The following is a 23,518-nucleotide window of genomic DNA, read 5'->3' on the forward strand; positions in this document are numbered from 1 at the left end:
GGTCCTTGTGGGTGTGGGCTGTCAGGCCGGTGCCTTGGGGACGGTGGAATGTGACGGGAACCTCCCCGTGGAGCACCTGCCGGACTCCCGGCCCGCGTCGATAATGACCTTGTGCGCTCGCTAGCCAGGAATGCCGTCCTGCCCCTGACGCTGGTCATCGTCGGGACAGCCGCAGTGGTGGGCGACGCCGCGTGGCAAACTCATACGGCCACAAGCAGCGGGCGCAGCGGTTTCGGCAAGTCCGGCGAGCTGGGCCAGTCCCCGCAGGACCAGGACCAGCCCCTCTCCGCGACGGCCCCGGCCAAGGACGGCACCGCGTACACCCCTCGCAGGACCGAGGAGAACGCCCGGATCGGCGCGGTCTTCGAAAAGGACGACCAGGGCGCCCACTTCTGCACGGCGAGCGTGGTGCGAAGTCCGGGCCGGAACATGCTGATCACCGCGGCCCACTGCGCCTTCGACGCCGACGCCGGACAGCCACGGAACGACCTGGTCTTCGTCCCCGGCTACCGCAACGGCGACGAACCCACCGGCCTGTGGAAGGTCAGCAAGGTGGTCGTCGACGACCGCTGGGCCAAGTCGCAGGACGAGGACCTCGACGTCGCCTTCCTCGTCCTCGACCAAAAGGACGGCAAGAACATCCAGGACGTCCTGGGCGGCAACACCCTCGGCATGAACCGCGGCTTCGGCAACAAGGTCAAGATCACCGGCTATCCCACCAGCCGGGACACCCCGATCTCATGCCAGAACCGCACCACGAAGTTCAGCGACACCCAGCTGCGCATCCAGTGCGCCGATCTCGAGGACGGGACCAGCGGCAGCCCCTGGCTCGCCGACTACGACCCCAAGAGCCACACCGGCACCGTCATCGGCGTCCTGGGCGGCCACGAGGGCGGCGGCGACCAGGACGATGTCTCCTACGCCGTGTACTTCGACGACGACATCGCCAAGCTCTACCGACGCGCCCAGGACGAGGACTGAGCCCGGTTCATCCGCACCCAGCTCATGTCGACTTGTTGTCAGGCCGTTCGGGCCAGGTTGAGCGTCGGTTGTTCGAAGCCATCCGGCGTTGATCGAGTCGCGCCGTTGTGACGGGATCGATGGGACGGTTGTGCAGTGCCCTCCCGGACCGGGGGTCAGACTCATGAGATCCATGACCGGCGGCCAGGCGGACATGATCACGGACACTACGCGCGACCTCGCGGCGGCCGGTCGCGTCGACCGGCGCGAGTGACCGGTGCGGTGGCTGTGGTGGCCCGGCGGGGCCGGTGTCACCGCTGTCCACGTCAGGGGACGGACGGCGATGTCAGCGGCTCGTGTCGGCGTCACCTTCGTCACTCGGAGGGTCTCCCTGTCTCCTGCCGCCCGGAGGGAAGTCGTCTCCGTGCTCTTCCAGCAGTTCGACGAGCGCGGCATCCGCTCTCTTCCGGTCTTCCTTCGTCAGCTCGAGCGGTGCGTTGGTGTAAACGGTGTAGCGATCTGGATCGATGATGTTGGCGGCCCTCAAGCTGAACGTCAGCAGGGGGCGCCAACCCTTGCGGTGGCCGACCCGCACCTGTATCTGGGCCTTGTAGTCACGGGCCTCCGGGAGGAATCCGGAAAACGGTGCCTCGAACTCGAGGAAGAGCTGTTGCGCTTCTCTGCCGGGCACGACGAACCCCGCCGGTAGCTTCGCCTCCTCGTCCGGCCCCGGCTGGAGCCGGGACGGGGAGGACACCCACAGGAGTGGCAGATGAGAGGCGGGCTCATCAGGGAAGGTCAGGATGAGGTCCTGCACGACGATCGGTTTGGGACCGGTGTTGTGCAGGACGAGCGGCAGTCGTAGGCGTGCCGTGGAACCGTGGACGATCGCCGCGAAGGAATGAGGTTCCCACGCCTGCAGGCGTCCCTGTCGGGCGTTGAGCCACCAGAACGACGCGACGGTGAAGAGCAGTGCGCAGACTGATACCACACTGGCGCCGGTAAGCGATGAGGACGCGACCTGATCCGCCGCGACCGTCAGCGGAACCACAGATTCAGTCTGCCAGCCCCGCCGTGGGCCCGCTAACAGGACGAGTGGCCGTCGGCGCCCGGAACGGGTCAGAGGCCGGCGAGGAGTACGAGATACCAGGCGACCAAAGCCGCGCATGTCGCCGCGGGGAGGAGTTTCGTCAGCCCGTCGCCCTTGCGTATGTCTTCGTGTGCGGGATGGCCGGTACGGCGAGGATCTCGTCGACCCCGTCGGCGAGGACGACGAAGAGCGGCATCCAGTAGCCGCCGTCGGATTCCTCCGCGCCGATGACGAGGGCCTCGGCGATCTCAGGGAGGTGTTCGACGATGTCGTGGATGTCGGCGCTGCCCAGGCGCACGCCGTTGCGGTTGAGGGTGGCGTCGGAGCGGCCGATGACGCGGACCGACAGGTCGTGCACGGCGGGGTCGATGCCGAGATTGGCCATGGCCGGCAGGTACTGGGGGCTGGTGCCAAAGACGGGTGTCGGGCGGCATGGGGCCGGCGCCGGCCGGGGTGCACCCACGGGCGCTGTCGGTGGGCGCGCCACTCACCCCCGAGAGCTGCTCCAGTGCTCCTCGAGGGCGGCGGCGGCCTCGGCCGGCTTCTGGATGGGCGTCCAGTGGCTGCTGTCCAGCCTCAGAAAGCGGGTGGCGCGCACGGAAGCCGCCATCTTCTCGCCGCAGTCGACGGGGCAGACCGGGTCGAACGCCCCCCAGAAACCCAGGGACGGCCCACGCGGCCGGCCGTCTGTTCGGCCAGCTCAGCCGGGATCTGGAGGTTGTCGGTCAGGTCCTTGGCGAACGCGCCGGGGCCGTACTCCTTGGCCCAGCGGTCGCCCGCGCCCGGGTCCTGCCACAGGAGTCGGTGCAGCCGTCCCGACCGGGGCGACGACTTGGTCATGCAACACGGCTCGAACCCGGAGTGATGCGGTCTGTGGTGCTACGCCGGCGGCGACGAGGAACGCGGTTGCCGCGGCCTCACCAGTGGGGTCCGGCCACCGGCATGCGGCGTTCTCCTCGGCGAGGGCCAGCATCAGTGCCTCCAGCGCTTCGGCGAGGACAGATGCGGGAAGGTGATCCGCGAAGACGCCTTCGCGCTGACCTCGCCGCAGGGTTGCGACGGCCTCCGCGCGGGCCGGTGCCAGGGTGGTGCGGATCTCGTCCTCTCCCGGATGGCGCCGTCCCAAGGCGATGAGCATGCGGTAGTGGTCGCCCACCGTCCATGCCGCCAGCACCATCCGTGTCATCGCCTCGACCGGGTCGGCATCACCTGTGCGGGCCCCGGCAAGCGCCTGCCGGAGTTCACGGCCCGCTTCCTGTGTCAGGCCGGCGATCAGCGCATGCCGGCTGGGGAAGTGTCCGTAGAGGGTGCGCCGGGCGACGCCGGCCGCCTGAGAGATGCTGTCGAGACTCGCGTCCGGGTCCTCCCGCAGTATCCGTCGGGCGGTCGCGAGGATGCGTCGGCGGTTGGAGTGAGCATCCTTGCGCTGCACAGTACGGCCCGGGGTGTCGGTCGTCTGCATGGTTCTTTCTCTCCACGATTGCCGGAAAGCCGTGGGCGCCGGTGCTCCCTCACGCACCGGCGCCCACTCACCCCTGCCCAGGGTGGCTTGTCGTCCTGCTGACGGGCGTCAGGGGACGAGGATGAGGCGGATCGGGTCGCCGATCTTGTTCTCCAGTCGGTGGACGGCGTCGGCGGCCTCGACGAGCGGGATGTGGTCGGTGATGGAGGGGGCCAGGTCGAGCCGTCCGGCCGCGGTCAGCTGCACCAGCTCGGAGACGGACTCGGGGAAGCCGCCGTAGTGGCCGCGCACCTGCTTCTGCAGGTAGTTGAAGGTCAGGCCCTCGGTGATGGTCAGTGGCCTGGGCGTGATGCCCACCAGGATCAGGGAGCCGCCCAGGCCGAGCACGGAGGCTGCCTGATCGCGGACGGCGGGTACGCCGGCGCAGTCGAAGGCGAAGTCGAGGCCGCGTCCGCCGGTGGCTGCGCGGACCTGGTCGGCGAAGTCGGGGGCTGCCGGGTCGAGCGCGAGGTCCGCACCGAAGGCCAGGGCGCGCTCGCGGGCGCTGGGCAGCGGGTCGACGGCGATGATCGGGGCGGCGCCGACCAGGCGGGCGAGGCGTACGTTGTGCGCGCCGACTCCGCCGACTCCCCAGACGCCGACGGACTGGGCGGCACGGACGCCCGCGGTGGCGACGACGGCGGCGTAGGGGGTGGAGACCGCGTCGGGGATGATCGCGGCCTGGTCGAAGGGGAGGCTGTCGGGGATGGGGATGAGGGTGTCCTCGCGGGCGATGACGTACTCGGCCCAGCCGCCGTCGTAGTCGATGCCGGCGGTGAGCATCTGGGTGCAGGGGCGGTGGCGCACGCATCCGGCGCACGTGCCGCAGGTCTTGCCGGCCTCCAGGGTGACGCGGGCGCCGACGGGCAGGCCGCGCTTGAGGCCGGGGCCGCGCGTGTGAATCACCCCGGAGACCTCGTGGCCGACGGTGATGGTGTCGGAGGTGGCGAACAGCGGGACGAGGGAGCCGTCGAGCAGGTGCACGTCGGAGAGGCAGACGCCGGCGGCCTTGACCTCGATGAGGACCTCGCCCGGGCCCGGCACGGGGATCGGGACCTCTTCCACGGCGAACTTCTTGCTGTCCAGGTGGAAGCGTCCGGCGAGCATGGTGTCCATGGTGATCTGCTTTCTGTGAGCGGCATGGCCCGGTGGTTCGGGCCATGGGTGCCATGGGTGGCTGAGTGGCTGGTGGGGCCGGGAGGCGTGCGGGGGAGGCAGGACGTCCGCACGCCTCCCGGCGGCTGGGGGTCGGCGCGCCTGACGGCGTGCGACGGTCAGGCGAAGACGTCCTGCTGGTAGCGCTCGTCCGCTTCGAGCTGGGCGAGCCACTGCTGGGCGGTCTCGTCGTCGCTGCCGGTCTTCTGGCGGTGGATGGCGGCCAGGGCCTCGCGGACGGCGGGGGCCATGCGGCGGCCGTCACCGCAGACGTAGACGTACGCGCCGTCCTCGATGGCCTGCCACACCGTGTCGGCGGCGTTGGCGATGGCGTTCTGCACGAACCGGGCCGGGTGGCCGGTCACCGCGGAAAAGGCGGTGTGGATCTGCGCGATTCCGGCCCGCTCCCAGTCCTGCATCTCCTGCTTGTAGAAGTAGTCGTGCTCCGGGTGGCGGCAGCCGACGAAGACCTGCGACGCGCCCACCTGGGTGCCGTTCGCGTGCTGTGTCGCCCGCTCCTCCAGGAAGCCGCGCAGCGGCGCGATGCCGGTGCCGGGGCCGATGAGGATCAGCGGCGTGGCGGGGTCGGCGGGCGGGGCGAACGTCGGGGAGGGCACGCGGACGTAGCCGTAGACGACGTCCCCGGGCTCCAGGGCCGCGACGTAGGCGGAGCAGGTGCCGCGGTACTGGCCGTCGCCGGACAGGGCCGGGCCTTCCAGCAGGCCGACGGTCAGGCGCACATGGCGCGGGTTGGCGGACGGGGCGGAGGAGATGGAGTAGAAGCGCGGGCGGATGGGGCCCGTCATCTCCAGGAACACCGCCAGCGGCAGCTCGACGGCCGGGAAGCGCTCCAGCAGGCCCAGCACCGAGATGCGCTTGCCGAGGATCTCCTTCTGGTAGCGCTCCTCGGCCTCCTGGGTGTCGGCGGTGTACGCCTGGAGCTGCGGCCGGGTCCACGGGCACTCGGTGTACTCGGCGAGCGTCTGGATCTGGGAGCGGGTGGCCACGTCCTGCAGCTCCAGGAACTCGGTGAGCAGGATGCCGGCGGTGACCGGGGTGCCGACCGGCAGGTGGGTGCGGCCACCGGCGGGCTGGTCGAGCCGGAGCACCTGGTCGTAGTCGACGCCGAGCCGCCTCAGTGCGCGCTCCACCAGGGCGACTTCGTTCTTGGCGAAGACGGCCAGGTGGTTGCCGGTGTCGTAGGTGACGCCCTCGGGCAGCTCGAAGGTGATGGACTTCGCGGACGGGCGCGGCGGCTCGATGCTGAAGTCCCACAGTCCGGTCGCGTCGGCCACGAGCTCCTCGTTGGCGACCACGGTGAGCGGGTACGCCTGCTCGGAGACGATGGCGGGGCGCACGTCGGACTCGGTGAGCAGCTGGACCTGGTAGCGGGGGCCGCTGGCCTGGGAGGTGTCGGCGGCGTATTCCTCGGCCAGGGTGGCCCACAGGTTGTTCATCCACCGCGTGGCCATGCCGTCGAAGTCACCGGCGGCGTCCGCGATGCCGCGCTCGACGACCGGGGTGGCGCCGGCGGCCAGCAGACCTTCCTCGATCCGCTTGGGGAAGGCCTGGTAGGTGGCCACCCACTGGGTGTTGCCGGCGCCCAGCAGAGCGAACCGCACATTCGACAGTGAACCCTCGGGCAGTCCGGCGGCCAGCAGGTCGTCGAAGCGCTGGGCGTTGTCGGGGGCCTTGCCGTTGTAGCTGGCGGCGACGACGGCGAGGAGGCCCTCGGTGGGAAGGTTGTCGCCCAGCTCGTCAAGGCCGACCAGGGTGGTGCCGAAACCGGAGCGCTCACCGCGGTCGGCGATGGTACGCGCCAGGTCCTCGCACGAACCCAGGCTGGAGCCGTAGGCGACGGTCAGGTTCACACCGACGCCGCTCACCGCGGCCTGCGCCTGCGTGTCGCCCGTCTGCACGTCCGCGGCGCCGAGCACGGTGCGCTCGTGTTCCTGACGGCGACGGACGATCAGCTCGAAGTTGTCGGGCTTGCGCGTCAGCGCCTCCCGCACGTCCATCTTGTAGTCGGCCGTGTCGGCGAACTTGAACTTCTGCAGCACCAGCGCAAGGACCAGGCGGGCCTCGACGAGCGCGAACTGCCGGCCGATGCAGGCACGCACACCGTTGCCGAACGGCTTGTAGGCGTGCGGGTGCTGCTTGGCGCGGTTCTCCGGAAGCCACCGGTCGATGTCGAACTCCTCCGGCCGCTCCCACGCCTTGGGGTGGGTGTGCAGCGGTTGTTCGAGGATGTTGACCCGCGTGCCCTTCTTCAGCTCGTAGCGGCCGCCGATGACGGTGTCCTCATGCGGCGCCTTGCCGATCAAAGGGATGGGGGCCCACAGGCGCAGGGTCTCCTCCAGGATCCGCGGGATGACATCCATCTGCATGATCGTGTCGTAGTCCGGCACGGTGTCGCCGGGCAGCAGGCGGTCCACCTCGGCATACGCCTGGGCCAGGACGTGCGGGTTGCGCATCAGCGAGTAGGTGGCGAACGCCAGCAGACTGCTGGTGGTCTCGTGGCCGGCGATCAGGAACGTCAGCACCTGGTCGCGGACGTTGTCGTCGTCCAGCGGCTTGCCGGTGTCCGGGTCGGTGGCCTCCAGCATCAGGCCCAGCAGGTCGTCCTCACCGATGCCCTTCCCTTCGCGGCGCTCCTTGATCACGCTCTCGACCAGGTCCTGCATCTGCTGGATGTTCGCGCGGTACTTCCGGTCGTCCGCCTTGCGGAGCTTGGTCATCATCGGCAGCTCCTGCGAGCGCCGCAGCGACTCGATCAGCGTCTCCAGCAGCGCGTTGAGGAAGGGGTGCAGCTCCTCCTTGTCGAAGGAGTCGAACCGGTAGCCGAACCCCGACAGGGCGATGGTGTCCAGCGTCAGCCGGGTGTAGTCGTCGGTGATCTTGACCGGCTGACCCTCCCTGGCCTCCCACTTGCCCGCCAGGTTCTGGGCGATCTCCAGCATCTGCCCGAAGTAACCCTTCATGGCCCGCTGGCTGAAGGCCGGCAGCAGGATCCGGTGCGCCCTGCCCCATTCCTCTTCGTGCTGGTGCGCGGTGAACAGGCCCGCGTTCAAGAAGTCCCGGACATGCATCAGCGGCGTCTTGTCGATCTGCTTGAAGAACCGCGTCTCGTCGCTGACCTCGGCCACCAGGTCCGGGTCATAGACGAAGACCTGCTCGATGCCGGCGACGTCCATGCCGTAGATGCCCTCGGGGAACTGCTTGGACAGTTCGGCGAAGTACTCGAACGGGTTGGTGCTGGGGATCTGCGGCGTGTGGCCGAGCAGGGGGACCCCGCGCGGGGACCGGATGGGGCGAAGGTCGTTCGCGGACTGCGTGGTCATGTCTTGCTCCTCTGCGGAGGGTGTGGAGGGGGTGAGCAAGGGCGCTCTGCGCAGGTCGCTGCCGTGGCGCCGTACGGAAACATACGCCGTATGGAATTGGAACCATACGCGGTACGGAAAGTGGAGTGCAACCCCGGGTCTCCAGGTGGGGCTGTGGTGAAGCTCATTTCCATACTGCGTACGGAACTGGTACCGTACGAGGTATGGAAAAGAAGGTGAGACGCCCCCCGCGGGGAACGAGGAAGAGAGACGTGCCCCTGACGGAGGCCGGGATCTATGCCGCCGCCCTGCGGCTCATCGACGAGGACGGGGTCGAGGCGCTCACCATGCGCAAACTCGCCACCGCGCTCGACGCGAACCCGATGTCGCTGTACCACCACGTGCCGAACAAGGAAGCCGTGCTGCGCGGCGTGACGAGAATGGTCGGAGCGCAGTTCCGCACCGTGACACTGGAGGACGCGCCCTGGCAGGAGCGGATCCGCCTGCTTGCCACGGACTTCCGGACCCTGGCGCACCGTCATCCCAAGCTGCTGGCGTACTCGTTCAGCCACCAGCCGGACTTCATCCAGCCCGACGACCCGTTCTGGACCGCCCTCACCGCCGTCGTGGCCGCTGCCGGTGTGCCGCAGTCAGAGGTCTCGGAGATCGCCGCGCTGATCGTCGCCGTCGTCATCGGTGTCCTCACCGCAGAACTGAACGGCGCACTCCACCAGTGGTCGACCCTCAAGTCCCATGGACCTGAAGCCGGCGAAGACAGGGCCGCGGACGCAGCCCCTGCCTCTACGAGTGCGGCCCCTGAAGGCCCTGACCAGGACCACATGTTCCGTCTCGTGATGGACACGCTGATCGCGGGCCTGGAAGGCCGCCTCACCGCCGGTCGTGACGGCCGGCACGCCGGCCATTGAGCCGGTCAGCCTGAGACGCTGCCCCCCCGGGGCGCCGGCGCCTGAGGAGCGCCCGCAGTCGGGCGATATCAGGCTGCGGCACACGGGAACCGCCCCGCCACATCGGGTGAGACCGCCCGGGCGGGGTGGTTCCCCATCCAGCCCCTGCACGGCAGCCGTACGCCGACGCTGAACCGTGAAATGACCACGGTCGCTGGCTTGTTCCGGGTCTCCCTCCCGAGAAGGGAGACCGTCGGCCTCGTCGAGCTGCATCACCCGCGTCATCCGTTCACCGAGGCGGCTACGCCGCCGAGTGCTCCCGCCCGTGAGCGGGAAGTGGCGCCCCGTACCGGATGAGACCTCCCCGATCTCTCGATCCGGTCTTTTCTCTCTTCCTCCATCCCCATCCGCTGTCCGGAGGGCTGCCCCCATGTCCCAGAACGCCACCGTCGCTGCTTGCGGCGCCGAGACCACAGCTGAGGATGTGCCCGACCTGTCGCACCGGCGTCGCTGGTGGATCCTGTTGGTCATCTCCCTGTCGATGCTGATGGGTGTCCTCGACGGCACCATCGTGAACATCGCCCTGCCGTCCGCCCAGCACGACCTGGGCTTCTCGGACAGCGGCAGGCAGTGGGTGGTCACCGCCTATGCGCTGGCCTTCGGCAGTCTGCTGCTGCTCGGCGGCCGGGTCGCGGACCTGGTCGGTCAGAAGGTGACGTTCCTGGTGGGGCTGGCCGGCTTCGCGGCCGCCTCCATGGCGGGAGGAGCGGCGAACGGTTTCACCATGCTCGTCATCGCGCGCGCCGTCCAGGGCCTGTTCGCCGCCCTGCTGGCCCCCTCCGCACTGTCGCTCCTGATGACCACCTTCACCGAACCGCGCGAGCGGGCGAAGGCCTTCACCGTCGCGGGCTCGGTCGCCGGTGCCGGCGGAGCCATCGGCCTGATCCTCGGCGGCGTGCTGACCGAGTACCTGGACTGGCGCTGGACCATGTACGTCAACGTGGTCTTCGCGGGGGTGGCGTTCGTCGGTGGGGCGGCCCTGCTGCACCGCACCCCGCGTGACACGACCTCCAAGCTCGACGTCCCCGGCACTCTGCTGGCCTCCACCGGACTGTTCTGCCTGGTCTACGGGTTCTCGAACGCCGAGACGCACGGCTGGGGCTCGGCGGCGACCTGGGGCATGCTGGCGGCCGGAGCCGTACTGGTTGCCGTCTTCGTGTGGTGGCAGAGCAGGGCGGCGTATCCGCTGCTGCCCCTGCGGGTCCTGCTGGACCGCAACCGCGGTGCCTCCTTCGCCGCCCTCTTCGTCACCGGCGCGGGCATGTTCGGCGTGTTCCTGTTCCTGACCTACTACCTGCAGCAGAGCCTGGGTTACAGCGCTCTGAAGACTGGCTTCGCCTTCCTGCCCATGATCGTTGCGTCGTCGTCCGCCTCCGCGGTGGCGAACAACGTCCTGGTGGCGCGCAGAGGACCGAAGCCGGTGGTCCCGCTGGGCATGGCCATTGTGGCCGCCGGGCTGATCTGGATGACCAAGCTGGACCTGAACAGCGGATACGTGACGCAGGTACTGCCCCAGCTGGTACTCGTCGGCATCGGACTGGGCACGGTCATCGCGCCCGCCATGAGCCTGGCCACCTCCGGCGTGGCCGCGGCCGATGCCGGAGTCGCGTCCGCCGCAGTCAATACCCTCCAGCAGATAGGCGGTTCCATCGGCATCGCCCTGCTCAGCACCATGGCCTCCGACGCAGCCACCGGCTACCTCTCCGGCCGCAATCCCAAGAACCCCGGCGTGCTGGCCCAGGCCGGCCTGGAGGGCTATTCCACTGCGTACTGGTGGTCGGCGGCCGTCTTCGTCGCCGGCCTGGTCGTCACCGCCGTGCTCTACCGCCGGGGTGTGCCCCAGCAGAACGAGAACGCCGCACCTGTCGTGCACATGTAGCGGGACGAGCAGTGCTTTGAGGGCCCACCTGACCGCCCTGGTCGGGGCTCTGGCGCAGGCAGCCCTGGTGATCATCTCGGTCTTCCACGCCGGGCTGTCCACGACCAGCCACGTGGCCCAGCTCATCGCCCTGGCCGTGCTGTCGGCTCTGGTGGTCTTCATTACCTACGTGCGGGAGCGGCGTGCCCGGGCGCTGAGCCGCGTGCGGTCGGTGGCCGGGACGGCACAGTGGAGTCTGCTGCGGCCTCCACCCCGCCGGATCGGGCCGTTGCGGGTGGCCTGGCTGCATCTGGCCGCTGGGGAGGAGGCCCAGCTCGGGGTGACCTCTTGGCGGTCGCCCGCGCCGATCACCCCAGCACCCGGGTACTCAGGAGGTCGCCGGTACCGTGCATGACGCCGACGAGCACTTCATCACTGCTTGGGCGCGGGCCGGCGGGAGTGCAGGGCGATCACCTGGTCCCCGGACCAACAGGGGCGGCGGATGGCCGCAGTGGAGCATCTCGGCCTGGGGGCCCTGATCGGGGATGTCGACCTGTGCGCCCTCTGCGTCCGGAAGGACAGCACCGATCCCTTCACTTTGGAGTCGGGAGACATGCTGCTCCTCTACACCGACGGCGTGATGGAAGCCCGCTCACCGACCGGAGCCCTCGACGCCACGACTGCGGACATCCACTCACCATGGCGGTGAACACCGAGGCGCAGACGTCCGTGTGCCTGCCTCGGGTCCCACTCTGACAGGACTCACCCTCCGGCGAGGAAGTGCGCCAGCAAGCGGTCGAAGTCGCTGTGGCCGAGCTCGGCCCCCCGGGGCACCACTGCCTCCGTTTCCTGCAGGAACGCCTTGACTTCCTGCGCTGGGGCCTTGAGCAGGGCCGTACCGGAGGGCGGGTTGAGAAGGATGTACAAGTCGCGGCAGCCCTCTTCGCCGGTGGGCCATATGCGAACGTCCCCCTCGCCGGCGGGACCCTCCAGGCCGTCGATCAGCACATCGCGCCCGATGATCCATTCCACCGGCTCGTCGCTGTCGACATCGGTGGTGAATGCGGCATGGACCACATAGGGATCACTCGGCTCGTACCGCAGATTCATGATCATGGGCAAGGACGTCCCATGCACGCCGACAAGCTTCACAGGTAGCCCCTGGGCCACAGTTCTCAATGACTTCACTGGTCGTACTCCTGGTGCTTCGAGTCGTCCGGGGAGGGCCACCGGAAGGGCTGTCGTCGGATTCAAAGGGGCTGCGCAGAGACGCGGTTACTGCGAGGACCGGTGGCGGTCGGCACGGTGACACCCGCGGGAGCAGGCGAGGCCACTGCCGGCCGGGGCCATCACGGAGATGTGGCCAACGGTGGTTGCCGGAGTCGTCGCAGGCCAACCGTCAGTGGGGGGGGTGAGTCCACGGTGGGGGTCAGGAGGGTCTCGTCGAGGCCGACGATCTGGCTGATGTCGAAGCCCTCCATGTCCGCGCGGAATTCAGGACTCGACAGGTATGCCTCCAGCCGCTCCTGCACGTCGTCGGCATCCTTGTAGGAAACGAGGGCGTACAGCCGGGGAGTGTCGCTTCCGGGCGCCGCGGGCACCGTCCAGACGCCGTGGGTGGTGATCCGGTGCTTGGCCATACCGGGAATGTGCTGGGCCCAGATCTTCTCGTAGGCGGCGAGCGCGTCGGAGCTGCGCAGGGTGTAGACGCGAAGCTGGTACTGGGACATGACACTGGTTCCTTTACTTCTGAGCATGGATGGTCGCCGGTCAGCCTTGGGGGAGGAGGTGTGCCAGTTCGGCATCCCAGTCGATGAGTCCGGACTCGGTACCCCGTGGCACCAGGGCCTGGGTGTCCTGAAGGAAGGACGAGATGTCCTGCACGGGGACCTCGAGCAAGGCGGTGCCTGCGGCAGACCCGAGGGCGATGTAGACCGACTCGTCACCCCGCCCTGCGGCCGGCCAGATCCGGACGTCCGCGTGGCCTGCGGAACCCTCCAGCCCGTCAGCCAGAAGTTCCCGCCCCAGGATCCATTCGACCGGCTCGTCACAGTCGACGAAGAAGGCGGCACGGACGACATAGGGATCAGCGGGCTCGTAGCGCAGACGTACGCAGAGGGGCAACGAGTAGACGTGCGAGACGACCAGTTGCACGGTCACCCGCCGTTCTACGGCTCTCAAGGACTTCTTCATCGGCTTCCGCTCCTGGGTATGGCTCGGCGGTGCCTCACACCGGCCCGTGGCGAAGAGCCAGCGCGGGCGGAGGCGGTACAGCAGGGCGCGGGCGCCGGACGGTACGGGCGCACCGCATGACGGGTGGCGCCGCACTCACTCGGCCGGCGGTCGGGGACGCCGCCCCCCGACCGCCGGACAGGTCCCCGCCGCCGGCGGGGACAGAGCCGGGGGGAACTGCTTGCGCACATGGCCGGCACCCGTCTCACCGGTCGTCGCGGCTCAGGTCATGGTGGTGGCCGGACCCACCGTCGTGCTCGCGGGGGTTCCCGTCGTGGCGGTAGGACCTGTCGGACGTCCGGCCGTGTCCCTCGCCCTCCCCGCGGTAGAAGTGACCATCGCGGTAGTAGAGACCGTCGCAGTCGTGCCGGGTCGAATCGGTGCCGTGGCGGTCCTGGTGCCAGCCGCGGGTCTCGTCGCAGGAGTAGCCCCGCTCGAGCAGGTAGCCGACACCGTGGTCCCAGCTGTAATCAGCGGCCACGGCCCCGTCGGTCGGGTGCTGGGCGTGCGTGGACGCAAGGGGTGCGGCCGAAGCGGTGCCCCCGGCACCGAGGACGGTGACACCGGCGACCGCGACGGAGGAGACAGTGAGGGCGATGCCCTTCGCGAACTTGTTCATGATCTTTCCTTCCCGAGGGTGATCCGCGCCAACGGCGGTTCTGTCAGGCGATGTATGACGCCCGGTGTGGTCCGGGCGAGAAGTTCCATACGTCGTATGGAAGCGCGCTTTCATTGTTACCATACGTTGTACGGAAATGTCGAAGTGACGAAGGCAACCGTTGACCGGCCGGCGCGAGCGCCGGCAGATGTCGCTCCTCAGGGCGAGCTGCCCGTCGCCGTCCCCTCGGCACGCCGGCCGGAGCGGGGCCTGGTGATCGGTGGCTTCAGCGGCCCGGAGATCGCCTCAGCCCGGCGAGTGAGGGCTCGAAGTCACGGATGCGTCCAGTTCGCCGCAGTGTCGGGTTTGCGATCGCCGGAAGGCGGGACGAGTATTTTTTTAGGGCGTGATGACCGGGGCACACCCTGATGCCGACACCGTCGATGCAGCGCGCCCGTCTGGTTACGCCCACACTCACTGCCGACAAGCGTCACCGTGAAGGAAGCGGCGCAGCGAAGAGCACCGAACCTGCTCATTCGGTGGCCTGGCCGGGGCGGCGGGTGGGGCATCCGGCCCCGTCGCCTGACGGGAGGCCTGAGAACCGGCCCCGGGCTTCATGACCGAGGCCGCATGACCGGGTCGATGGTCGCCGTGGGGCGCAGGCAGAGCGGAAGGAGTCCGCCCATGCGGATCGTCGTGGACCTGAATCGATGCCAGGGATACGCGCAATGCGTGTATCTGGCGCACGAGGTCTTCAGGTTGAACGGCCAGGAGGCGCTCACCTATGAGCCGAACCCCGACGACGAGCGGCGCCTGCAGGTCGAGCGAGCCGCTGCGGCGTGCCCGGTGCAGGCGATCGTGATCGACCGCTTGGACGGCGAGGAGCGGGGCGAGGCGCCATGACTCTGCGGGCAACGGTCGCAGAGCTGGTCCGGGAGTTCCGGGCCAGCGGCCGGATCGTCATCGTGGGTGCTTCTCTGGCCGGGCTGCGGGCCGCGGAGACTCTGCGCGAGGAGGGCTTCACCGGTTCCCTGACCATCATCGGGGACGAGCCGTACGAGCCGTATGACCGTCCGCCGCTGTCCAAGCAGGTGCTCAAGGGCTGGGTGCCGGCCGGCCACACCAAGCTGCCCCGCATGCGGGAAGTGGATGCCGACTGGCGGCTCGGGGTGGCTGCCATCGGGCTGGACCGGGCCGCCAAGCAGGTGCGCCTGGCCGACGGTGAGCAGGTCCCGTACGACCGGTTGCTGATCGCCACGGGCACCCGCGCGCGGCAGTGGCCGAACCCGGCCGAGGCCGCCCTGCACGGGGTCCACACGATTCGCTCGCGCGATGATGCGGAGCAGTTGCAGAAGGAGCTGGCCGAGCCGCCGTCGCGGGTGCTGGTCATCGGCGCCGGGTTCATCGGCTCGGAAGTGGCCTCTGTCTGCCGGGAACTGGACATCCCGGTGACCGTCGTCGAGCGGGGTTCGGCGCCGCTGGTCGGCGCGCTCGGCGGGGTGATCGGGGAGATCGCCGCGCAGCTGCAGCGCGATCACGGCGTGGACCTGCGCTGCGGGCTGGGCGTGTCGTCGCTGGAGGGCGACTTTGGCGGGCACGTGCGGCGTGCTCAGCTTTCGGACGGTTCGACCGTCGACGCCGATGTGGTGGTGGCTTCGCTGGGGTCGATCCGCAACGTGGAATGGCTGGAGGGCTCCGGACTGGCGGCCGGTTTCTGGGGCGTCGGATGCGACGCCGGCGGACGGGCCTTCGACATCAACGGCGTGGTCACCGACAGCATCTTCGTGGCAGGGGATGTGGCACGTGCGCCGCATGTGCTCTACGAGTATCAGTTCCTGGCGATGGAGCACTGGGACAACGCGGTGCTCGGCGCGGAGGCCGCGGCCCACAACATGGTGAACCTCGAACCCCACTACCGCCCGCATCTGCTGCTGCCCGGCTTCTGGTCCGGTCAGTTCGGTGTGAACATCAAGTCCGTCGGGGTGCCGCCTTTCGGCGACGAGATCGTCTTCACGCAGGGATCCGTCGAGGAACGCCGCTTCGCCGCCGCCTACGGTCACCGGGGCCGCATCGTCGCGGCCGTCACCTTCGATCACGGCAAGTGGCTGGAGTACTACGGGAAGCTCATCGAGCAGTCCGGTCCGTTCCCGCCTCCCCCTCCGGGATGGGACCACCCGCCCGACGCCAAGCCGATGCCGGCCGAGTTTCCGGACCCGAGGGTCCCGACGGCGATCCCCGACGTCGTCCTGACCGGCCACGCCCCGAGGGAGCGGACGGCCGCGTTCCGGCCGCGACACCGCTGACCCGACCGCCGACCGGGCGGATGAGCGGACAGCACCGACAGGAAGAAGGAGGGGAGCCTCGTGGTCGAGGAAACCCCCTGGCAGCAGGCCCTGCGCCACACCAACCGCGCCAACCCGTACCCCTTCTACGAGGAACTGCGCAAGACCCCGGTGGCGCGGCAGCCGGACGGCACCTATGTCGTCAGCACCTACCGGGAGATCGTCACGCTGCTCCACGACCCCCGGGTCAGTTCGGACCCGAGGAAGTGTCCGGTCCCGGTCGCGGCCCGTACGGAGGACTCGGGGGAACCGGCGGCTGAGCCGATCAGAGAGGCGCTGACCGAGCCGAACATCATCACCTGCGATCCACCCGAGCACGACCGGGACCGCCGGACGATGATGCCGCACTTCGTCGGCCCGCCCCAGGCGCCTCACCTGATCTCCGACCTGGAACCCGACATCCGCCGCCTCGTGGACGGCCTCCTGGACGGCATGAGGGGCAAGACCCGGATCGACGCCGTCGACGACTTCGCCTACCCCCTGCCGGTGACGGTGATCTGCAAGGTCCTGGGCGTGCCACTGGAGGACGAGCCACGCTTCCACCACTGGATCGAAACGGCCCTGGACGCCCTGGACTTCGGCCCCGAAGCCGCCTCCGAAGAGATCCGGAGCCGACTGGCCGGGGCCCGGCAGGCCGTGCAGGACTTCGGGCAGTTCGCAGCCGAGCTGCTCGACCGGTACGCCGACCAGCCCGGCCCGGGCATGCTCTCCGCCTTGGTCAACGAGGACGGCCCGGAAGGACGGATGTCCAAGGGCGTCCTCGCGAGCAACGCCCTGCTCCTGATCTTCGCGGGACACGAAACCACGGTCAACCTGATCGCCCACAGCGTCCTCACGCTGCTGAGGCACCCCGACGCGCTGGAGCAGCTGCGCCGCCGGCCGGAGCTGATCGTGCCCGCGGTGGAGGAACTGTTGCGCTTCGAGTCGTCGGTGCAGTTCTGGCACACCCGCTCCGCCCTGGAAGACATCGACATCGCCGGCACCACCATCCCGAAGGGAGCGCCGATCTTCCTGGCGTACGGCTCGGCCAACCGCGACCCGGAACGGTTCACCGACCCCGACGAACTCGACCTCGAGCGCCGCGACAACCAGCACCTCGGCTTCAGCCAGGGCATCCACTTCTGCTTCGGCGCCCCGCTCGCCCGACTCGAGGTCCAGGTCGCGGTCGGCGAGTTCGTCCGCCGGGTGGAGAACCCCCGGCTCGTCGAGGACCCGCCGCCGTACCGGCACAACCAGATCTTCCGCGGACCGCGGCACGTCCTGGTCGACATCGACGGCATCCGCGACTGACCAGGCGTGTGTGAGGGATCGCCATGCGGGCTTTTCAACTGGTCGGGTGGAGACAACCGCCGGAGCTGCGCGAGGTGCCAGTACCCGAGCCCGGACCGGGGCAGGTGCTGGTGAAGGTCGCGGGCGCCGGTGCGTGCCACTCCGATCTGCACATCATGGAGGCACCCGGGCCACCACCCGGGCTCGCCACCGAACTGCCCTTCACCCTCGGCCACGAGAACGCGGGACGGGTGGAACGGCTGGGAGCGGGCGTCACCGGGTTCACGCCCGGGGACCCTGTGATCGTCTACGGCTGCTGGGGCTGCGGGGTGTGTGCCAACTGCCGCCAGGGCCTGGAGAACTACTGCCAGAACCTCGGCGGTCAGGGCCCCGGCCTCGGAGGCGGTCACGACGGCGGCATGGCCGAGTACCTGCTCGTCCCGGCGCCGCGGTACCTGATTCCGCTAGGCACCCTCGACCCCCGCCAGGCCGCCCCGCTCAGCGACGCCGGACTGACCAGCTATCACGCCGTCAAACGGTCGCTGCACCTGCTGGGACCGGGGTCGACCGCGGTCGTGATCGGGGCGGGCGGTCTGGGTCAGATGACCATCCAGATCCTGCGCGCGCTCACCACGGCAACCACCGTAGTCGCCGTGGACACCGACACGGGCAAGCTGGAAACCGCCAAGCACATGGGAGCCGACGAGGCGCTTCTCTCGGGCGACGAGGCGATTACGCGCATCAAGGACCTGACGGGACAGCTGGGCGCCGAGCTCGTGCTGGACATGGTCGGGACAGACCCGACTCTGCGGATGGCTGCTCAGGTGGCCAGGGTGCTCGGCCACCTGACCGTCGTCGGCCTCGGCGGCGGAGCCCTGCCCGTCAACTTCACCAGCCCGCCGCACGAGTGCTCGGTCGCCTCGCCCTACTGGGGCACCCTCCCCGAACTGATGGAAGTGATCACCCTCGCCCGGCAGGAAAAGATCAGGATGCTGGTCGAGCACTTCCCATTGGAACGCGCCGCCGAGGCGTACCAGCTCCTGCACGACGGCAAGATCCAAGGACGCGCCGTCATCACCCCCCACGCATGAGTACCGACGCCATGCGGCGTGGTCGGGTGACGACGGACATGCACTGACGCGACAACGCTGCTCCAAGAAGGAGGCAGGCGCCATGACATTCCCCACCGATTCCCCGGGCCCCGTTCCCCCGCGCGGCACCGAGCCGGAAGAAAGGCCCGTGGCAGAAGGCATGGCCGCCCTGGCGAACATGGGCTGGCAGATCCTGCTCACCATGGGCCTCGCCACCATCGCCCTGGGCGTCATCGCCCTGGTCTGGCCGGGCGCGACGCTGCGCGTCGTTGGCATTCTCTTCGGTGTCTACCTACTGGCCACCGGTGTCTTCCAACTCGCCGCCGCCTTCGGCACCCACGTCCCACGGCACCTTCGCGTGCTGCACTTCATCACCGGCGCGGCCTCCATCCTGCTGGGACTGATCTGCTTCCGGGGCACCCTTGAGTCGATCCTGCTGCTCGCCCTGTGGATCGGCTTCAGCTGGCTGCTGCGCGGCACCACGGAGACGGTCGCGGCGGCCTCAGTCCCGGCCATGCCGGGGCGCGGCTGGCACGTCGCCTTCGGGATCATCGGAGCCCTGGCCGGCATCGTGATGATCGTCATGCCGTTCGCCTCGATCGCGACACTCACCCTGGTGGTGGGCGTCATGGCCATCATCGTGGGCCTGACCGAGGTGGTCCGCGCCATCAGGACGCGCGTCGAGATCGGTCATCTCGCTTCGGGCACGGCCACCCAGCGGCGTCCTCTGTTCCACGCGCGTCCGCACCCTCAGCACTGACCGGCTGGAAGCGGTGAGCGGCGTTCCGGTCAGTCGGTGTGACGGCCATGAGACCGTCCGACGAGTGAGCCCGCCCGCCGGACGACGGCCCATCCCGGCGGCCGCCATCCGGCGGGCACGGCGCCCGGTCGATGACGGGGAACCCATACCCGTAGCGCCCGGGGACTGATCCGGCACCGGACGGGAGCGGGCAGGGTGACGGCTTCGCCGTCGAGCCCGACGGGGACGACCGGGGCGTCGGCGTGGATGACGACGTCGTCGGGTGTCGCGAGACGGGTCAGGCCATGTATCTGCCCGCTTCACAGCCTGGCGGCCGTCTCGGCGGGCGTCTCCGCCCTGGCGGCCAGTACTCCCAGGAGCCCGGAGCCGTGAACGCCCACCGCCCTGCGGACCGGTCTGCGCAGCCCCTCCATCGCCGCTTGGCCGACACCGTTCCCGCAACCTGGGTGCGCCGTGGTCCGGAGGGGGGCAGTGGCGAGAGCGCGGGACACCAGGGCTCACCGGGCGAGGAGCTCACCCGTTTCCGGTGACTGGGGCCGGGCACCCAGTGCCCATGGCGTCGCGTCCGGTTCCGGTGCGAACCATCCTCGCCACCATCGGCCTGGTGCTCGCCACCTACGTCGCACTCGAGCTGGTGGTGCATGCTCGTCGGGTCTTGATCTGGGCGGTCATCGCGTTGTTGTTGGCCGTCTCCCTTCATCCGGCGGTCGAGGCGCTGCAGCGACGGGTGCCGCGATGCCGACGGCCGGTGGCGACCTTGCTGGTCTTCCTGGCTGCGGCCGTGGCCGTCGGCGCGGTGGTCGCCCTGTTCGTCATCCCCCTGGCTCAGGAGGGAAGCCGGATCGCCGGTCGTCTGCCCGCCATGATCAGGGACGCCCAGGCCGGTCGCGGGCCAGTCGGTGACTTGCTTCAGCGGACGCATGCTCTGCAGTACGTCCAGCGGCATCATGCACAGATCCGCGCGTTCGCCACCGGACTGAGTACGCCCGCCCTGAAGTTCATCCGCGGTGCCGCGACCACAGCAACAGGCGCTCTCACCATTTTCGTCCTGGCCTATCTGATGGTCCTGGAGGGCCCCAAGGCCATAGACCGGTCCTTGGCCCTCGTGGACACGGCGCCCGCGGCCCGTATACGCCGCGTCGGAGCCGCGTGCGCCCGTACCGTCAACGGCTACCTGACCGGAAACTTGCTGATCAGCTTGATCTGCGGGCTCCTGACCTACGTCATGCTGCTCGTTTCCGGCGTGCCGTTCGCCGGCCTGCTGGCCCTCTTCGTCGCCGTGACCGACCTCATTCCCCTGGTGGGCGCCACCATGGGGGCCGTCGTCGCCTCCGCGGTGGCGTTCGTCCACTCCTTGCCGGCCGGCATCGGAGCCATCGTCTTCTTCATCGTCTATCAGCAGGCGGAGAACCACCTGCTGCAACCGCTCATCCTGTCCCGGACGGTGAGACTCAACCCCCTCACCGTGCTGCTGGCCATCCTGATCGCCGCCGAGGTCGCCGGGATCCTCGGTGCCCTGCTGGCCATTCCGGTCACCGGCGTCATCCAGGTCGTCCTCGGTGACCTCTGGGCCCACCGCAAGGGTCGGCCGCTTCGGTCGCCGGCGAGCGCAGACAACGGCCCCGGGAACGCCGAGGGGTCCGGCGACCCTGAATGACCGCTCCGTGCCCATGCAACGGCGAAACCTGCGCGCCACCATAAAGTGATCATTCAATCAGTCTTGAGGCACTTGACGATGCCGCCGCTTTATCTGATGATTTCATCATAAGTGGGCAGAATGTCGGATATGGCGCCATGCCCACACGTGTGCCGCTCAACCGGACAACGCCGTTCACCACCGCTGCACACAGAGCCGCCGCGCCCCGCGCCGACGCTCTCTTCGCCTCCGCAACGATGGGATGAACCACGATGACCCACACCAAGCCCACCCCCCTAGCCGAACCGGTGAGCCCCCGAGAGATGCCCGACGCCGCGATAGCGATGCTCGATGCGGAGGGAATCGTGGTGGGGTGGACGCAGGCCGCGCAGCAGCTTGTCGGCTACCCGGCCGGGGAGGTGGTGGGACGGTCCGCCACACACGTGCTGCCGTCGTCCGGGGAGGTACGGAGGGCTTCGGCCTTCGCCGAGCAGTGCCGGGCGCGAGGTGGCTGGTCAGGGACCACGGCGATACGCCACCGCGACGGTCACATGCTCAGCATGACGCTGCGAGTCTCGTCGTTGTGCGGGCAGGACGCCGACACCCGGTGGCTGGTGTCCGTCACGGACATAGGTTCCCTGTCCTCGGGAACGGCCGGAGGACCGGTGCGCGAGTCGCTCCTCACCCGCGCTCCGATGGGCATCGTCGTCTATGACCCGCGGCTGCGCTGCGTCTATGCGAACGACGCCATGGAGCGTCACGACGGCGTGCCTCGGCACCGGCGCTTCGGGCGTGGCCTCAAGGAATCGCTGCCCGCCGTCGAGGCCGAAGCGCTCGAGGTGGTGATGCGGCAGGTGCTGGAGAGCGGGATCACGAGGGTGCACGAGTACCGGGCCTGGCCGCCGGCAGACCGGCGCCGTGAACATGCGTTCTCGGCCTCGTTCTTCTGCCTCCAGGGCGCGGACGGCACGCCCCTGGGCGTGTGCTCCATGACCGTGGACGTCACCGGCAACCGGCGGGCACGCGAGCGCCTCGCCATCCTCAGCGAGGCCAGCACGCACATCGGCAGCACCCTCGACGTGATGCAGACCGGGCAGGAACTGGCCGAACTCGCCGTACCCCTCCTGGCCGACCACGCCCTCGTCGACCTCGTGGAGTCCGTCCCGTTCGGCGTCGAGCCGTCGGCACGGATCGGCACGACGAGCGGCCGCCCGCCGCTGATGCGCCGCGCCGGTGTGGCCTCCGTCGACCTGGGTGTCCTGGAGCTGCCGTGGGTGCGCGAGGAAGTGGTCCACGCCCACCCGGACTCACCGTTCACCGCCGCCGTACGCACGGGCCGGTCCTATCTGGAGCCCGTGCTGGACACCCGTACCGGCCCCTGGGTCGACCACGACCCGGTACGGGCGCAGAGGGTACGCGACAGCGGCGTCCACTCCTTGATGGTCGTACCCATCCGTGCGCGGCGCTGCGTGATGGGACTGGCGCTCTTCGGCCGCTCCGCGGAGCAGACGCCCTTCCAGGAGGACGACCTGCTCCTCGCCGAGGAGCTGGTCACCCGTGCGGCGCTCTGCCTGGACAACGCGCTCCAGTACGCCCGTGAACGCACCGCCGCCCTCACGCTGCAACGCGACCTGCTGCCCCACCGGGTGCAGGGCGGTGCAGCCGTCGAGGTCGCATCGAGTTATGTGCCGGCCGACATGGACCACGGAGTGGGGGGTGACTGGTTCGACGTGATCGAGTTGTCCGGGGCCCGGGTGGCCCTCGTCGTCGGCGATGTCGTCGGCCACGGCATCAACGCCGCGGCGACCATGGGCAGGCTGCGCACCGCCGTGCGCACCTTGGCCGACCTGGACCTGCCCCCCGACGAACTGCTGGCACACCTCGACGACACGGTCCGGCGGCTGAACGACGAGGACACCGATGACTCCGGCCAAGCCCCGGCGGTGGTGGGCGCCACCTGTCTGTACGCCGTCTACGACCCGGTCACCGGGCGGTGCACGATGGCGCGGGCCGGGCATCCACCGGCCCTGATCGTCGGTGCACAGGGCGAGGTCACCGTTCCCGACCTGCCCGCCGGAGCCCCGCTCGGCCTCGGCCTCGGTCTGGTGCCCTTCCAGTCCGTGGAACTGGAACTGCCCGAGGGAAGTGTGCTCGCCCTCTACTCCGACGGGCTGGTGGAGTCCCGCGACGAGGACATCGACGTCGGCCTGCGCCGCCTGTGCACCACCCTGGCCCAGCCGGGTGGGTCGCTGGAGGACATGTGCTCGCGAGCGATGCAGGGCTTGCGGGGCCGCGCACCGGCCGACGACGTCACCTTGCTCCTTGCCCGGACCCGCGCGCTCAAGCCCGCTCAGGTCGCCTCCTGGGACCTGCCGAACGAACCGGTCACCGTCGCGACAGCCCGGCGCCTGGCCGCCCGTCAGCTCAGGGAATGGGGTCTGGAGCCGCTCGTGACGCCCGTGGAGTCGATCGTCAGCGAACTGGTCACCAACGCCATCCGCCACGGCGACGGCCCCAGCCGCCTGCGGCTCATCCAGCACCGGGTGCTGACGTGCGAGGTCTCCGACAGCAACACCGGCCAGCCACGCCCCCGCCTTCCCCATACGCTCGACGAGCACGGCCGCGGCCTCCACCTGGTCGCGCAGCTCTCGCGCCGATGGGGTTCCCGCTTCGCAATGGACGGCAAGGTCGTCTGGGCCGAACAGGACCTGCCCTCCACGAGCGGCGCACGGTGAGCCGTC

The 23,518-nt window shown here is 69.4% G+C and carries 20 protein-coding genes and 1 pseudogene; 12 read left to right on the forward strand and 9 right to left on the reverse strand.

Annotated elements, in window-relative coordinates; genetic code table 11:
- Nucleotides 1-111: 111 nt before the first annotated feature.
- The gene (locus tag ACZ7HQ_RS08600; RefSeq protein ID WP_470986503.1) at nt 112-981 is read left to right on the forward strand and encodes a trypsin-like serine peptidase; all 870 of its coding nucleotides are present in this window, start codon (nt 112-114) and stop codon (nt 979-981) included.
- Nucleotides 982-1,306: 325 nt separating this feature from the next.
- On the opposite strand, the gene ACZ7HQ_RS08605 is transcribed toward ACZ7HQ_RS08600, so the two are convergent.
- The 5 genes and pseudogenes from ACZ7HQ_RS08605 to ACZ7HQ_RS08625 form a co-directional block, all read right to left on the reverse strand.
- Nucleotides 1,307-2,011, reverse strand: a complete 705-nt coding sequence (locus tag ACZ7HQ_RS08605) for a hypothetical protein (protein ID WP_470986505.1) — start codon at nt 2,009-2,011, stop codon at nt 1,307-1,309.
- 160 nt (nt 2,012-2,171) lie between these two features.
- Nucleotides 2,172-2,396: pseudogene (locus tag ACZ7HQ_RS08610) on the reverse strand (acetoacetate--CoA ligase); the annotation flags it as partial.
- A gap of 354 nt (nt 2,397-2,750) precedes the next feature.
- Nucleotides 2,751-3,512, reverse strand: coding sequence for a TetR/AcrR family transcriptional regulator (locus ACZ7HQ_RS08615; RefSeq protein WP_470986506.1), 762 nt, complete (start codon nt 3,510-3,512; stop codon nt 2,751-2,753).
- A gap of 108 nt (nt 3,513-3,620) precedes the next feature.
- Nucleotides 3,621-4,667, reverse strand: coding sequence for a zinc-binding dehydrogenase (locus tag ACZ7HQ_RS08620; RefSeq protein WP_470986507.1), 1,047 nt, complete (start codon nt 4,665-4,667; stop codon nt 3,621-3,623).
- A 158-nt stretch (nt 4,668-4,825) separates the two neighbouring features.
- Nucleotides 4,826-8,047, reverse strand: a complete 3,222-nt coding sequence (locus tag ACZ7HQ_RS08625) for a bifunctional cytochrome P450/NADPH--P450 reductase (RefSeq protein WP_470986508.1) — start codon at nt 8,045-8,047, stop codon at nt 4,826-4,828.
- A 251-nt stretch (nt 8,048-8,298) separates the two neighbouring features.
- Here ACZ7HQ_RS08625 and ACZ7HQ_RS08630 point away from each other — a divergent pair, with 251 nt between their 5' ends.
- The 4 genes from ACZ7HQ_RS08630 to ACZ7HQ_RS08645 all read left to right on the forward strand — a co-directional run bounded on the left by ACZ7HQ_RS08630 (nt 8,299) and on the right by ACZ7HQ_RS08645 (nt 11,558).
- Nucleotides 8,299-8,952 (forward strand): TetR/AcrR family transcriptional regulator, encoded by a 654-nt coding sequence (locus tag ACZ7HQ_RS08630; protein ID WP_470986509.1) that lies wholly within the window; start codon nt 8,299-8,301, stop codon nt 8,950-8,952.
- 409 nt (nt 8,953-9,361) lie between these two features.
- Nucleotides 9,362-10,870: an MFS transporter gene (locus tag ACZ7HQ_RS08635; RefSeq protein ID WP_470986511.1), complete on the forward strand. Its 1,509-nt coding sequence runs from the start codon at nt 9,362-9,364 to the stop codon at nt 10,868-10,870.
- Nucleotides 10,871-10,886: 16 nt separating this feature from the next.
- Complete coding sequence (locus ACZ7HQ_RS08640) at nt 10,887-11,264, forward strand: hypothetical protein (RefSeq protein ID WP_470986513.1); 378 nt, start codon at nt 10,887-10,889, stop codon at nt 11,262-11,264.
- Between the two features lie 87 nt (nt 11,265-11,351).
- Nucleotides 11,352-11,558, forward strand: coding sequence for a SpoIIE family protein phosphatase (locus ACZ7HQ_RS08645; protein ID WP_470986514.1), 207 nt, complete (start codon nt 11,352-11,354; stop codon nt 11,556-11,558).
- Nucleotides 11,559-11,611: 53 nt separating this feature from the next.
- On the opposite strand, the gene ACZ7HQ_RS08650 is transcribed toward ACZ7HQ_RS08645, so the two are convergent.
- The 4 genes from ACZ7HQ_RS08650 to ACZ7HQ_RS08665 all read right to left on the reverse strand — a co-directional run bounded on the left by ACZ7HQ_RS08650 (nt 11,612) and on the right by ACZ7HQ_RS08665 (nt 13,700).
- Nucleotides 11,612-12,001: an SsgA family sporulation/cell division regulator gene (locus tag ACZ7HQ_RS08650; RefSeq protein WP_470986516.1), complete on the reverse strand. Its 390-nt coding sequence runs from the start codon at nt 11,999-12,001 to the stop codon at nt 11,612-11,614.
- A 197-nt stretch (nt 12,002-12,198) separates the two neighbouring features.
- Nucleotides 12,199-12,579, reverse strand: coding sequence for an NIPSNAP family protein (locus ACZ7HQ_RS08655; protein ID WP_470986518.1), 381 nt, complete (start codon nt 12,577-12,579; stop codon nt 12,199-12,201).
- Nucleotides 12,580-12,619: 40 nt separating this feature from the next.
- The gene (locus ACZ7HQ_RS08660) at nt 12,620-13,042 is read right to left on the reverse strand and encodes an SsgA family sporulation/cell division regulator (RefSeq protein WP_470986520.1); all 423 of its coding nucleotides are present in this window, start codon (nt 13,040-13,042) and stop codon (nt 12,620-12,622) included.
- Nucleotides 13,043-13,286: 244 nt separating this feature from the next.
- A complete protein-coding gene (locus tag ACZ7HQ_RS08665) occupies nt 13,287-13,700 on the reverse strand; it encodes a hypothetical protein (RefSeq protein WP_470986521.1) in 414 nt (137 codons plus the stop codon).
- Between the two features lie 663 nt (nt 13,701-14,363).
- Here ACZ7HQ_RS08665 and ACZ7HQ_RS08670 point away from each other — a divergent pair.
- The 7 genes from ACZ7HQ_RS08670 (at nt 14,364) to ACZ7HQ_RS08700 (ending at nt 23,512) form a co-directional block, all read left to right on the forward strand.
- Entirely contained in the window at nt 14,364-14,582 is a 219-nt protein-coding gene (locus tag ACZ7HQ_RS08670; RefSeq protein ID WP_470986523.1) for a ferredoxin, read from the forward strand.
- Nucleotides 14,579-15,982 (forward strand): NAD(P)/FAD-dependent oxidoreductase, encoded by a 1,404-nt coding sequence (locus tag ACZ7HQ_RS08675; protein WP_470986525.1) that lies wholly within the window; start codon nt 14,579-14,581, stop codon nt 15,980-15,982. The genes ACZ7HQ_RS08670 and ACZ7HQ_RS08675 overlap by 4 nt, the downstream gene beginning before the upstream one ends.
- A gap of 60 nt (nt 15,983-16,042) precedes the next feature.
- Nucleotides 16,043-17,311, forward strand: coding sequence for a cytochrome P450 (locus ACZ7HQ_RS08680; protein ID WP_470986526.1), 1,269 nt, complete (start codon nt 16,043-16,045; stop codon nt 17,309-17,311).
- Nucleotides 17,312-17,334: 23 nt separating this feature from the next.
- On the forward strand, nt 17,335-18,381 hold the full coding sequence (locus ACZ7HQ_RS08685; protein WP_470986527.1) for an NAD(P)-dependent alcohol dehydrogenase: 1,047 nt from the start codon (nt 17,335-17,337) through the stop codon (nt 18,379-18,381).
- 82 nt (nt 18,382-18,463) lie between these two features.
- Entirely contained in the window at nt 18,464-19,141 is a 678-nt protein-coding gene (locus ACZ7HQ_RS08690) for an HdeD family acid-resistance protein (RefSeq protein ID WP_470986529.1), read from the forward strand.
- 553 nt (nt 19,142-19,694) lie between these two features.
- Nucleotides 19,695-20,798: an AI-2E family transporter gene (locus ACZ7HQ_RS08695; protein WP_470986530.1), complete on the forward strand. Its 1,104-nt coding sequence runs from the start codon at nt 19,695-19,697 to the stop codon at nt 20,796-20,798.
- A gap of 251 nt (nt 20,799-21,049) precedes the next feature.
- Nucleotides 21,050-23,512: a SpoIIE family protein phosphatase gene (locus ACZ7HQ_RS08700; RefSeq protein ID WP_470986532.1), complete on the forward strand. Its 2,463-nt coding sequence runs from the start codon at nt 21,050-21,052 to the stop codon at nt 23,510-23,512.
- Nucleotides 23,513-23,518: the final 6 nt, after the last annotated feature.

The sequence above is a fragment of the Streptomyces sp. NPDC037290 genome (assembly GCF_055603245.1).